We start from the raw sequence: 13,435 nt of genomic DNA, 5'->3' as shown, positions 1-13,435 counted from the left end.
TTGAGAATAAAGTGTATTCAACGCTAGTTACGAACTAATTCCACAAAATCAAACGGTACAAAATGCTTTTCATCTACAGAATGTGACTGACGGCTTATCTCTTTCCACTCATTGGGATTAATAGGCTCAAAATACGCATCTCCCTCAAAATCAGCTTTTACTTCGGTCAGGTAAAGTTTATCGGCTAGGGGAAACGCCACACGATATATTTCGGCACCGCCAATGACAAATGCTTCCTCCGTTTGAGTGGCTTGAGCGGCGGCAATCGCTTCCTCCATCGAATGTACGACGATAACCCCTTCGTAAGCCCACTCTTTACTCCGAGTAATCACAATGGAAGTACGGTTAGGTAAGGGTTTACCAATAGACTCAAACGTTTTACGCCCCATAATGATTGGATGACCAGTCGTTAGGCGTTTAAATTGTTTTAAATCGTTGGGCAAATGCCAAATAAGCTGATTATCACGCCCAATTACCCCGTTTTGGGCAACGGCAACAATCATAGAAGTAATCATAGTTTCAACCTAGTTAATCTGTAACAGCACAAATGTAACGTGACTAATAGACAGTAAAGCGGTCATAAGGCAAATTTTCCATCAATTCCTTACTACCATGCTAGATTTAACCACGTTTAAAAATCAACTTATGGCCGCCGTAACGCAGTACGGAGGCAAAGTGTTGCTCGCGATTTTTGCGTTTATTATTGGGCGAATGCTTATCGGAACGGTTATGCGTTTTTTGAGCACTCGGATGAATAATGCAAAGATTGACCGTGATGTTCAGCCTTTTTTACTTTCCCTGACGGCTGTCACGTTCAATATCATGCTCTTGCTGAGTTGCGCAGGGATACTCGGCGTTCAAACTACTTCATTTGTTGCCATTTTAGGGGCAGCTGGACTAGCCGTTGGACTAGCCCTTCAGGGAAGTTTAGCCAATTTTGCTGGTGGCGTACTAATCTTGATTTTTAAACCATTTAGAGTAGGCGATTTGGTTTCTGCCCAAGGATACACAGGCCATGTAGAAGCCATCCGAATTTTTGATACTGTCTTACTTACGCCCGATAATAAAACCATTACCCTGCCAAACGGCGGGCTTTCGACAGGAGCTATTACAAATATTTCTGGTAAAGGTAAAATTCGCGTGGATATGGTGTTTGCCGCAGGAGCACCCAACGGAGTCGATAAAATCAGAGCTTCTATTCAGAAAGTCATTGCCAGTTGCCCTCAGGCTCTCAAAGAAACCGAACACGATATTTTGGTAACAAAACTAACCGAAAATGCCATTTTCCTTGACGTTCGTGTGTGGACTCACCCTGATCATTACTGGGATGTTTATTATTTTGTACACGAACACATTAGCAAACAATTTACCGCAGATAATATCCTAGCCCCCGCACCCGCCGAAGTCCACGTCGTGATGCAACCTAGCAAAGTCTAGATAAATTTCCCAGTTGGGCGTTAACAAAAAAGCGTAACCTCTTGCTATGTGAGGTTACGCTTTTTTTATCTATCGAATCAAGTTCTTACTTACGGCTTTGGCGCTGATTTCGGCGCTAACGAGTTGATCCAAGCGGCAATTTTGAGCGCTTCATCACGCGGTACCTGCGGCATAGGAGCCATTGGTGTAGCATAATCAGGCCAGTTTTGAGGCTTAGGATTATAGATAAGCTCTACAATTTTTTCGTTTGAATACTTACGTTTTGCCACCTCTGTGTAAGCAGGCCCCACTTGGCGTTTGTCAACGGCGTGGCAAGCCAAACACGTATTTTTGGCCAATAAAGGTTTAATTTCTTCAAACGTTGGTGCTTTACCCGATGCCGTTGCGGTTTTCTTTTCTGTAGTTTTCGCCGCAGTTGTCGTAGCCGACGATTTTGTGCTCATTTCAGCAACTTTCAACTTCTCGCCATCGGGCAAATTATGCAATGTATAGAAAGCCGTTGGGTGTACCAAAGACCAATACGACGTAGAAGCACGCACTCCGTCAAGTTTCAACTCGTGGATGTAGTGCTCACGCAAATTGTCCACCACAATACGTGCTTTCAAGCCATCTTCTGAAACTTTTACGCCTTTGATAGCGCATTTTGCTTCGTTAATCGTAGGACTTCCATATACTGGATGATACTTGTACGTAAAGCTACGAACCGCGTACGAAGCTAAGTTTTCAGCTGATTTTTTATCTACTGGAAGGGTAAACTCTACTTCAAATCCATCAGGCATCGCACGAACTGCTCTCATTTCAAACGGTGTTTTTCCGTTCCATACCAATCGCTGCAAGCCTTGGTTAGCATCGCCCGACGAACCCCAACCACGGTTGGTTTCTCCGATGTAAAGTGAACCGCCGTCATTGGCCCACGCCATACGCAAAACTCCCGACTGGAATCCTGAACGGAAGTCAAACGCAGCGCCTTGGTACTCACCTTTTACTTTTTCTAAGAAAACGCGCATTACTTTACTTTGCCCTTGGTCACCTACAAAAAGTTGGTTGCTAAAAGGGCCAAATTTCCCGCCCGTTTGATCCGCTAAAATCTCAGCATTTGAAACCCCTAAAATACCGTGAGGTAACCACACTGCTGGAAGTTGCGTTTCAGGGTATTTTTTCTTCATGTCAGCCAACGTCAAAAACTTCTCATTTTGTACGTTTTCGGGCTTGATGGCATTGCCATTTTTGTCACGCGTTTTGCGCGGGTCAACCATCGCATATACTTCTTCTTGGGTAATTTTGATGGGAGAATTAGTAAGGCTATTAGCCCACTTGAGCCCTGCTGGGTGCCCCATGAAAGCCCCTTTTTTCACGTGCCAAATACCGCCAGAACCCATCCAGTCGCCTTGGTTGTCATCATAAAACAACTCACCATCCACCATGCCTAAGCCGCAAGGTGAGCGAACACCCGTTGCCCACGGTTCCATTTGGCCATCAGGCGTAATTTTAAAAATCCAACCACGTAACGGACGGCGGCTTTCGCCAGCCCACCATTCTTCGTCCCCAAAAGCGACGTTACCCGACACAAAATACGAGCCATCAGGGGCGATTTTTGGCCCAAAGCTATACTCGTGATAGTGCGATGATAACGGCCAAGCATAGATTGTTTCATAAACATCCGCTTTCCCATCGTGGTCTTTGTCAATCAATTTTGTCAATTCTCCACGTTGCGCACAAACCATAGCACCGTTTTGGTAAACAAGACCTAAGATTTCGTGTAAGCCTGAAGCGAATTTTTTGTAGTACGGCTTTGAGCCCGTTGGGTTTTCGAGCAACCAAACATCGCCTCGGCGCGTTCCAATGGCCAAACGACCATCAGGAAGACTGGTCATCCCTCCTACTTCGAGCAAAATACCCTCAGGCACTGGCGGGGTGACAATTTTGTAAAAATCTTCTTCCGAAGGGGATTCTTGCGCAAAGGATACGCCTAAACTCAGTAAAAGGGAGGTGATTGTGCAGATAACTTGTTTTTTCATTACTACGGTATTTCTAAGATATTGGTCAATACTACTTCAAAATCGACGAGAACGTCGTCGCCTGTTAGGGTTTCACTAAATAATTTAGTTTCAATAGCCGCATACGGCCGATAGATGTACGTTCGTTGTTCACTCATGGCTACCAGCCAACCTAATCGCACGCCATTGTCAATCCATTTTTGCATTTTTTGTTTCAAATCCTCCAAATTATCCGTGTCAGATTCTAACTCAAGCACAAAATCAGGGGCTAAATACGGAAACGATTTTTTTTCAGCGGTTGATAATTCAGCCCAACGTTCTTTCCGAATCCACGCCACGTCAGGCGCACGCATGGAGCGATCGGGCAAGAAAAAACCGCCGTTAGAATCAATCACTTTCCCAGCTTTTGTACGGCGATTCCAAATAACAAATTCGCCATTCAATTCGCTGTTGTTGGAACTGGTTAGCAGATGGGTAGGAGACATATTGATAAAAATTTGCCCAAACTCGTTACGTTCTACCATCAAATCGGGGTTTGAAAGGCAGAAGTTTACCAATTCATCATCAGTAAATTGCTCGCGAGAAGGAAGATGCAATGGAATCAGCATGGGTTGCTATCAATTAGGAATCTCTCATTCGTTGAGCAAAGATAGAGAATCATTCCCAATTTCAGCCATACAAGCCTTGAAACAACCACCTTTGGAGTTTTTTTATAATTTTGTGCAATCTATAAAACCTTTATATGAGAAACCAGTTTGACTTCCGTCGTCTTTTACCACACCTACTTGCCATTATTGGCTTTTTAGCACTTGCCATTATGTACATGAGCCCTGTTTTGAAAGGGCAGCAATTGGCGATGGGCGATGTTGATCGTTTCATAGCTCTTCAAAGCGAAATACGCAAATACGCCAGCGAATACATTGGCTGGACCAATAGTTTATTTGGAGGAATGCCTACATTTTTGGTGGGAGGCGATTATTCAAACGGTATTTTTATCAAAATTCACGGACTGATTTATACCCTATTCAATATCAAAGCGACCTTCATTGGTATGTATTTGATTGGGGCCTATTTGATGTTAAGAGGGTTTAAATGTGACCTTTGGACCAGTATTCTTGGTGCAATTGGGTACGCATTTTTTACGTATAACTTTCAAATTATTGAAGCAGGGCACACCGCCAAAGTATATGCCGTTGCCTACCTTCCTTTGATGGCCGCAGGGGTTATCTTTGGATTTAATCAGCGGCCTTGGTTGGGAGCTGTCTTGCTTAGTTTGGGACTTGGGTTGCAGATTCACGCCAATCACCCCCAGATTACGTATTATTCTGCCATCGTTTTAGGCATTTTAGCCATTTTTGAAACCATTAGAGCGGTAAAAAATGGAGCAGTAAAATCGCTCATTATCTTTTTTGGTGCCTCGGCTGTTTTTTGCGCGTTGGCCTTAGCAACAAATACCTCACGGCTTTGGACACTTTATGACCACTCCAAAGAAACCATTCGCGGTGGGTCAGAACTTACACCTGTAAAAGGCGAAGCTGCAAGTGCAGGCAATAACGATAGTAAAGGGCTCACCAAAGAATACGCTTTTGCGTGGAGCTACGGTAAACTTGAATCACTAACGCTTTTGATTCCTGACTTTTCGGGTGGTAGTTCGGGAGGTGAATTAGACACCAACTCAGAATCGTACAAAACCCTTACTCGCTACGGTATAGATGGACAAAATGCCGCTCAGTTTGCCTATCAATTACCTACCTACTGGGGCGACCAGACTTTCGTAGGTGGCGGGGTATATTCAGGGGCTATCATCTGTTTCTTGTTTGTACTGGGGTTATTTTATGCCGAAAAACGCTACCGCATTCCGTTCCTAATCGCAGGCGTTTTTACCTTAATGCTCGGTTGGGGGGGAAATTTCACGGCCCTCAATTACTTCTTGTTTGACTACATTCCTGGTTTCAACAAGTTCCGTTCGGTCAGTATGATTCTTTCACTGACGCAGTTCTGTATGATTATCATCGCTTCGCTGGGCGTAAAACAATTGATTGAAAACCGTCCTTCATGGGAAGAGTTTAAAAAGCCTTTCTTTATTAGTTTAGGGGCAACTGCTGGACTTGCACTCATTTTGGCACTCGTTCCTAGCTTGGTAGGCTTAAAAAGTCCCAACGACACCGCTTTTGTGGAGCAAATTGCCCAAAGCTTTGGCAACAACAAAGCCGCCGCTAATGACCTTTACAATGCGCTTCTCGATGACCGTGCTTCTATGCTTCGCTCTGACGCCTTGCGCACAGTGCTTTTCATTCTGTTGGCGGCGGCGGTTCTGTGGGCCTTTGTGACCAATAAACTCAAAAACACGACGGCTGTTGTCGGAATTATCTCGGCGCTGACGTTGATAGACATGTGGAGCGTCAACAAGCGTTACCTCAACAATGACGATTTCCGTCCTAAATTTGAATCGGCTCAAAACGTAGAACCTAGCGCCGCTGACCAACAAATTTTGAGAGATACTGACCCTGATTACCGCGTATTGGATGTTACCAGCAACCCTTTTGCCGATCCAAGAGCTTCGGCTTTCCATAAGTCGATAGGTGGTTATAGTGCTTCAAAACTACGCCGTACACAAGACTTGATTGAACGCCAGATGGTTAAAAACAACATGGCGGTTTTCAATATGCTCAATACAAAGTACTTCATTGTACCTGACGAGAAAAAACAGCCTGTAGTACAACAAAACCCTGGGGCACTTGGAAACGCTTGGTTTGTGCGTGAGTTGAAAATGGTCAACAATCCTGACGAAGAAATGGCCGCGTTAGATAATTTCAACCCAGGTAAAACCGCCGTTGTAGATAAACGTTTTGCTGAAACTCTAAAAGGAGCACAACCGTCGTCTGACAGCACAGGGACGATTCGTCTGACGAGTTATCACCCCACAAAATTGGCGTATGAATCCAACACATCGAGCCCTCAAATAGCTATTTTCTCAGAAATGTACTACAAAGGGAACGAAGATTGGAAATCGTACATTGATGGTAAAGAGACCCCTCATTTTAGAGCTGACTACGTGCTCAGGGCCATGGTTATTCCAGCAGGAAAGCACACCATCGAATTCAAATTTGATGCAAAAACGGTTAGTCAAGGTCAAAAAATAGATTTGTACGCTTCTATTGCGTGGCTACTGCTCATCGGCGGGGCTTTGTTCCTAGATTTTCGTACCAAAAAACAAGCCTAACGCAGCTCGCATACAGGTATCAACCACCGAATAATCCTCTTGATTAAATAATGCTAAATGGAAAATCAATCCTTGTAACTGGAGCAACAGGCTCATTTGGCAAGGAATTTATTAGAACGATTCTCAAGCTATACCCTGACGTTAAGCGTTTGGTGGTGTATTCGCGCGATGAATTGAAGCAGTTTGAAATGTCACAAGAATTTAGCCACAGCAAATACCCCGTAATACGGTATTTTATTGGTGACGTTCGCGACGAAGCCCGCCTCACGATGGCGTGCGAAGGCATAGACATTATCATTCATGCGGCGGCACTCAAACAAGTTCCTGCGGCAGAGTACAACCCGATGGAGTGCATCAAGACCAACATTTTAGGCGGTCAAAATGTCATTACAGCGGCCTTGGCTACGGGCGTCCAAAAAGTGGTAGCTCTTTCGACTGATAAGGCAGCCGCTCCCATTAACCTATATGGCGCGACCAAGCTTTGTTCCGACAAATTGTTTGTGGCGGCCAACAACATCAAAGGCGCGCGCGACATTCGTTTTTCAGTCGTGCGTTACGGAAACGTTATTGGTTCGCGCGGTTCGGTGATTCCTTTTTTCTTGCAGAAACGCAAAGAAGGAGTTTTACCCATCACTCACCCCGACATGACTCGTTTTAACATTTCGCTCGAAGACGGGGTAAAAATGGTGTTGTTTGCGCTCGAAAATGCTTGGGGAGGTGAAATCTTTGTGCCAAAAATTCCTTCTTACCGCATTACAGACGTAGCCGAAGCCATTGCTCCTAACGCACGCCAAGAAGTTGTGGGGATTCGTCCAGGGGAAAAACTCCATGAGGAAATGATTACTGAAACCGATTCGCTCAATACCATCGAGCTCGACAAGTACTACGTTATTTGCCCAAGTACCCCTATTTGGAGCATGGACGATTACGTAGAAGCTTTCAACGGTCGTAAAGTTCCTTACGGGTTTGAGTATAACTCAGGTACCAACGACGAATGGCTGACAGTCGATGATTTACGCCAACAAATCAAGCAGCACGTTGACCCCAATTTTGAAGTATGATTCCTTACGGAAGACAAAATATTACCGACGACGACATTGAGGTAGTGACCAAGGCTTTGCGCGCTGATTTTCTAACGCAAGGCCCCACAATTCATCAATTTGAAGTCGCCTTTGCCGAATACGTCGGGGCGAAATATGCCGTAGCCGTCGCCAACGGAACGGCGGCGTTGCACTTATGTGCGCTGGCGTTGGACGTAACCGAAGGCCAAAAAGTGATTACTACGCCTATTACATTTGCGGCGTCCGCCAACTGTGTTCGCTACTGCGGCGGGGAGGTTGTTTTTGCCGACATTGACCCTGAAACGTATTTATTGGACATCGACGCAGTACGTGCCCTACTTGCGGCTTCCCCCAAGGGAACGTACCAAGGAATTGTTCCCGTTGATTTTGCAGGCCGCGCGGTTGATTTAGAGGCTTTTCGAGCCCTCGCTGACGAATACGGCTTGTGGATTATCGAAGATGCTTGTCACGCGCCAGGAGGCTATTTCAACGATAGCCAAGGACAAATGCAGCGCTGCGGAAACGGACAATTTGCCGATTTGGCCATTTTTTCATTTCACCCCGTTAAGCACATTGCTTGCGGTGAAGGAGGCATGATTACTACCAATGATGCTTCCCTTTACCAAAAGCTGCTGACACTTCGTACCCACGGCATCAGTCGCGACGCGAATGGTTTCCAAAACTCCATTGCTTTTGCCGCAGGCGACGAGCAAGCCACCAACTACCCAGGCTGGTACATGGAAATGCAAACGCTAGGCTATAATTACCGCCTTACCGATTTTCAGGCAGCTTTGGGAATTTCTCAGCTAGCAAGGGCCGACGAAGGGCTCGCTCGGCGTCGCGAAATTGCGCAAGTTTACAGCACAGCTTTTGAAGGTTTATCGTTTATCAAAGGGCAATCGGGCGTGGTTGAGGGTCATGCGTACCATCTTTATGTGGTAGAGATAGAAAACCGTTTGGGGCTTTATACCCACTTACGCGAACACCAGATTTTTGCCCAGGTTCATTACATTCCTTGCCATTTGATGCCGTATTACCGCGCTCAAGGATGGAAAGAAGGTGATTTCCCCGCCGCCGAAAACTACTACCGTCACTGCTTGAGTTTGCCGATGTACCCTACCCTCACGGAGGAACAACAAGCATTCGTTATTCAAACTATTATTGATTTTTATCACTCATAAATACATCATGTCAACAACCACACAGGAAGCGTTTTGGAGCGGAGAGTTTGGCAAAGCCTATTCCGATAGAAACAACTGGACGTCAGCTCAATATGACGACTTTTATCGGCACGAATGGGGGATTACAAAAACTCAGATGAACGAAGATTGCCTTCGTAACCTCCCCAAAGATGCCAAAATCTTAGAAGTGGGCTGTAACATTGGGCTACAATTGCGGTGTCTCCGAGAAATGGGTTTCACCAATTTATACGGAATTGAGTTACAACACTACGCGGTAGAAAAGGCCAAAGAAATCGTCAAAAACGTCAACATCATCCAAGCGTCTGGGTTTGATATTCCCTTCAAAGACAGCTACTTTGATGTGGTGGTCACAAACGGCGTGCTTATTCACATTGCTCCCAACGACCTACCGCGAATCATGTCAGAAATGGTGCGTTGTAGCAAAAAATACGTTTGGGGTTTTGAGTACTTTGCCAGCTCTTTGGTTAACATCAACTACCGCGGGAACGAAGGGTTTCTTTGGAAGGCAGACTACAGCAAAATTTTCCAAGAGAATTTCCCTCAGCTCCAAGAAGTTTATCGTAAAATGTACCCATACGTCTCTGCTTCACAGCAAGGAAATGTGGACTATATGTATCTTTTGGAAAAACAATAGCCGATGAGTTGTATTGCCATCATTACGGCCCGAGGAGGCAGCAAGCGCATTCCCCGCAAAAACATCAAAGATTTTTTGGGAAAGCCAATCATTGCGTACAGCATTGAGGCGGCGCTTGCCAGTAATCTCTTTGACGAAGTAATGGTATCGACAGACGACGCTGAAATTGCCCAAATTGCCCAAAAATACGGCGCAAAAGTACCTTTTCAGCGCTCTGAAAAAGCATCTGATGATTTTGCAACAACGGCGGATGTTATCAATGAAGTCCTGGAAGCGTATCAACAAATGGATCACCATTTCGACACCGCTTGTTGTATTTACCCAACAGCACCTTTTGTAACAAAAGAACTGCTGCAAAAGGCTTCTCAAACACTAAAAGAGGGAGAATTCGACGCGGTGTTTCCTGTCATGCGGTTTTCGTATCCTATACAACGATGCCTTGTCCAAAAATCAGACCAGCGTTTTGTACTTCGTGAACCACAGTATTTTAGCGCTCGTTCGCAAGATTTAGAACCATGCTACCACGATGCGGGGCAGTTTTATTTCTTTGACGTTGCTCGTTTTTTCATCAATCAGCGCCTCATGACCGACAATACAAGCTGCATTGAAATTTCAGAACTAGAAGCTCAAGACATTGACAATGAGCAAGATTGGAAATTAGCGGAGTTGAAATACCAACTATTATATGAGAAATTATAAATGTTTATCTCGTCAAATTTTTGAGAATGAAGCGTATCAGCTAGTACCTCTACGAGACGAAGACAAATATTTAATCAGGCAATGGCGAAATGAACAAATTTTTCACTTACGCCAGTCGAAACCGCTCACAATAGAAGCCCAAGAAGCTTATTTTTCCACCACTGTAAGCGCACTTTTTGAACAAACACAGCCTTCTCAGCTCCTTTTCTCCTTACTTAAAGAAGGTCAACTGGTTGCTTATGGCGGTTTAGTTCATATCAACTGGATTGATAAATACGCCGAGATTTCATTCCTGATGAATACAAGTCTTGAAGAAGGCTATTTCGAAGAGTTTTGGCTGAATTATTTACAATTAATCGAGGAAGTGGGGTTTGTTGAAGTAAATTTTCACAAGATATTTACTTATGCCTTTGATGTCAGACCTCATTTATATCCTGTTTTAGAAAAGGCAGGCTTTCAACTTGAAGCTCGATTAAAAGAACATTGTTTTTTTGATGGGCAGTTTGTCGATGTGCTTATTCACTCAAAATTGAACCGAACACTCTCCTTCCGAAGAGCCACTTCGTCCGACGTTGATTTATATTTTGAATGGGCCAATGATGAGGGAACTCGACAAAATTCTTTCAATTCTGCCCCCATTCCGTACGATAAACACGTTGATTGGTTCTTGAAAAAAATACAGGCACCTAATAGCCTAATGTTGGTATTTGAGAACCATTTAAAACAGCCAGTTGGACAAGTTAGAATTGACAAAAACGACGACGAATCCGTAATTGGCATCTCAATTGCTAACCATTTTCGAGGTAATGGATTTGCCACTTCCATGATTAAACAAAGTATTCAAGCATTTTTTGAGACATTTGAAACCGAAAGTAGTATCATTGCTTACATCAAGCTCGCTAATCTTGCTTCTAAAAAAGCCTTTGAACGAGCAGGGTTTTATGAATTAGAGAAAACAGCCGATTATTACAAACTACAAACCAATCGTCAGCCATGAGAAAAATGCTATTTTTTGTCGTTTTTATAGTTCTACACCTAACTGCTAAAGGACAAGACCCTACCCCAGACGCTTGGGTGGAAGATAATTCAAATACGGCTATTACTTTACCTCCAAACTTAGGGATAGGTAGCAATTTAAGAGGATTAATATCTATTCTTAAAACACCTAGTGATTCTACACTAGAGCAAATCCTTAAAATTAAAGTCGCTGACGCACCAAAAGATTTTTTAGCATTTACCAATTCAACCATTCTGAATGGGCGCTTTATGCCTTCTATTCTTGCTCACAATGAAACTGACCGCAGGTTTTCCATGTCATTTAGCGTATCGACTACGCCAGAAAATGACTTAGGGAATGAGCCAATTGTTAAGTTTGACGCTCGAACGTACACCAATGGCGAAGGATTACTAGGGCCTAATTTTGTCATCAATCGGCCTCTATTTTCTTGGACAAACCTCAACGTGATAAAAATGATTTTATCCGCCAACGGCTCGCTCGGTATTGGCACCACGGCTCCTCAAGCGCAATTACACACCACTGGCTCGGTTCGATTTGAAGGAATTCAAGGAGGCGTAGGAAATGCGTTGCTTACGACCAATTCGGAGGGAGTTCTTTTAAAAAACTTCTTACCCAACAATTCGACTATTGCCGTAACAACTACCTCCCCTACAGTGCACAGTTTACCAAGATTTGACCAATCAAACGTATTGGTTAATAGTCAGTTATTTGACAACGGGTCAAACATCGGGATTGGAGGTGCTCCTGCCAACAATGCAAAAGTAACCGTGTATGGAACAATAAATGCTATTTCTGACGTACGTACCAAACGCAACATTGCTCCTATTTCAAATGCTTTACAGATGGTAAATCAATTGAACGGGTATTACTACAACTGGACTACTTCCAACGAAAAACAGGTAGGATTAATCGCCCAAGAAGTTGAAAATGTTTTACCTGAATTAGTATCTCACAATGAAAGTGGTACCAAGTTTCTGAACTATGACGGTCTCACCCCCGTTTTAGTAGAAGCTATTAAAGAGCAACAGCAACTTCTCCAATTGCAAGCGACTCAAATAAAAGAGCTTCAAAAAGAGATTGAAAAATTAAAAAAACGATAATGTTTGCCAACGAAATTCAAATCGGTCACATAACCATTAGCCCTGATCATCGGCCGTTTATTATTGCTGAAATGTCGGGCAACCACAACCAATCGCTCGAAAGGGCGTTTGAGCTGGTGGATGCAGCGGCCAAAGCAGGTGCCCATGCACTTAAACTTCAAACGTACACGGCCGATACTATCACGTTTAATGGTAAATCGGACGAGTTTTATATTCGCGATGATAATTCTCTCTGGAAGAATCAAAACTTACATCAACTATACCAACAAGCATATACCCCTTGGGAATGGCACAAACCCATTTTTGACCGTGCTAAATCCCTCGGAATGATTGCCTTCAGTAGCCCATTCGACCTTTCGGCCGTTGATTTTTTAGAGTCATTGGAGGTGCCTTGTTATAAAATTGCCTCGTTTGAAAATACCGACCATACCCTTCTCAAAAAAGTAGCCAAAACAGGTAAGCCTGTCATAATGAGTACAGGCGTGGCGAGTATTGCTGATATTCAAGAGTCAGTACAAGTGCTGAAAACCAATGGTTGTACTCAATTGATACTCCTAAAATGTACCAGCACTTACCCAGCAACCCCCGAAAATACGCACTTACTGACCATTCCGCACATGCGAGAGCTTTTCAGATGTCCTGTCGGGCTTTCAGATCACACGATGGGCATTGGGGCGGCAGTAGCTTCGGTTGCATTGGGCGCACGGGTAATTGAAAAACACTTCACGTTACGTAGAGCTGATGGGGGCGTGGACTCTGCATTTTCCCTTGAACCTGAGGAAATCAACGCTTTGGTGGTTGAATCAGAACGGGCGTTTTTGGCAATGGGTCGAGTCAACTACGAATTATCGCCCAAAGAACAAAAAAGCCTGCAATTCAAACGCTCACTTTATGTGGTCAAAGACATCAAAGCAGGTGAGGCTTTTACGGCCGAGAATGTTCGCAGTATTCGTCCTGCCAATGGATTGCATACACGTTATTATGATCAAATTTTAGAAAGCCATGCTTCGCGCGACATTGAAGCTGGTACTGCATTAGAATGGGGGCTAGTTGCCTCGTCATAG

The 13,435-nt window shown here is 44.2% G+C and carries 12 protein-coding genes; 9 read left to right on the top strand and 3 right to left on the bottom strand.

Annotated features, from left to right (window positions below; genetic code table 11):
* Nucleotides 1–23: 23 nt before the first annotated feature.
* Nucleotides 24–515: a dihydrofolate reductase gene (locus K339_RS0114000; protein WP_028524155.1), complete on the bottom strand. Its 492-nt coding sequence runs from the start codon at nt 513–515 to the stop codon at nt 24–26.
* Between the two features lie 97 nt (nt 516–612).
* On the opposite strand from K339_RS0114000, the gene K339_RS0113995 reads away from it, so the two are divergent.
* Complete coding sequence (locus K339_RS0113995) at nt 613–1,437, top strand: mechanosensitive ion channel family protein (RefSeq protein WP_028524154.1); 825 nt, start codon at nt 613–615, stop codon at nt 1,435–1,437.
* Between the two features lie 89 nt (nt 1,438–1,526).
* Here the strand turns inward: K339_RS0113995 and K339_RS0113990 are convergent, their stop codons facing one another.
* Nucleotides 1,527–3,455: a c-type cytochrome gene (locus tag K339_RS0113990; RefSeq protein ID WP_028524153.1), complete on the bottom strand. Its 1,929-nt coding sequence runs from the start codon at nt 3,453–3,455 to the stop codon at nt 1,527–1,529.
* 2 nt (nt 3,456–3,457) lie between these two features.
* On the bottom strand, nt 3,458–4,042 hold the full coding sequence (locus tag K339_RS0113985; RefSeq protein ID WP_028524152.1) for a Uma2 family endonuclease: 585 nt from the start codon (nt 4,040–4,042) through the stop codon (nt 3,458–3,460).
* 134 nt (nt 4,043–4,176) lie between these two features.
* Between K339_RS0113985 and K339_RS0113980 the strand changes: the two genes are divergently transcribed.
* Genes K339_RS0113980 through pseI form a run of 8 tightly spaced genes read left to right on the top strand, consistent with a single transcriptional unit; the run spans nt 4,177 to nt 13,435 of the window.
* Nucleotides 4,177–6,657 carry a putative glycosyltransferase family protein gene (locus tag K339_RS0113980; protein ID WP_028524151.1) on the top strand — a complete coding sequence of 827 codons (2,481 nt, stop codon included), beginning with the start codon at nt 4,177–4,179 and terminating at the stop codon, nt 6,655–6,657.
* Nucleotides 6,658–6,707: 50 nt separating this feature from the next.
* Nucleotides 6,708–7,718 (top strand): UDP-N-acetylglucosamine 4,6-dehydratase (inverting), encoded by a 1,011-nt coding sequence (pseB, locus tag K339_RS0113975; protein ID WP_037300354.1) that lies wholly within the window; start codon nt 6,708–6,710, stop codon nt 7,716–7,718.
* Entirely contained in the window at nt 7,715–8,899 is a 1,185-nt protein-coding gene (gene pseC / locus K339_RS0113970; RefSeq protein WP_028524149.1) for a UDP-4-amino-4,6-dideoxy-N-acetyl-beta-L-altrosamine transaminase, read from the top strand. The genes pseB and pseC overlap by 4 nt, the downstream gene beginning before the upstream one ends.
* Before the next feature lie 7 nt (nt 8,900–8,906).
* Entirely contained in the window at nt 8,907–9,554 is a 648-nt protein-coding gene (locus K339_RS0113965; protein ID WP_028524148.1) for a pseudaminic acid biosynthesis-associated methylase, read from the top strand.
* A 3-nt stretch (nt 9,555–9,557) separates the two neighbouring features.
* Nucleotides 9,558–10,253, top strand: coding sequence for a pseudaminic acid cytidylyltransferase (gene pseF, locus K339_RS0113960; RefSeq protein ID WP_028524147.1), 696 nt, complete (start codon nt 9,558–9,560; stop codon nt 10,251–10,253).
* Nucleotides 10,240–11,250 (top strand): GNAT family N-acetyltransferase, encoded by a 1,011-nt coding sequence (locus tag K339_RS36660; protein ID WP_084332208.1) that lies wholly within the window; start codon nt 10,240–10,242, stop codon nt 11,248–11,250. Before pseF ends, K339_RS36660 begins: the two co-directional genes overlap by 14 nt.
* On the top strand, nt 11,247–12,371 hold the full coding sequence (locus tag K339_RS0113945) for a tail fiber domain-containing protein (protein WP_028524146.1): 1,125 nt from the start codon (nt 11,247–11,249) through the stop codon (nt 12,369–12,371). The genes K339_RS36660 and K339_RS0113945 overlap by 4 nt, the downstream gene beginning before the upstream one ends.
* A complete protein-coding gene (gene pseI / locus K339_RS0113940) occupies nt 12,371–13,435 on the top strand; it encodes a pseudaminic acid synthase (protein WP_037300351.1) in 1,065 nt (354 codons plus the stop codon). The genes K339_RS0113945 and pseI overlap by 1 nt, the downstream gene beginning before the upstream one ends.

Origin of the sequence: Runella limosa DSM 17973 (genome assembly GCF_000482465.1) — a bacterium.
GTDB classification, from domain to species: Bacteria; Bacteroidota; Bacteroidia; order Cytophagales; family Spirosomataceae; genus Runella; species Runella limosa.
This window is presented reverse-complemented; position numbering and strand designations above follow the sequence as displayed.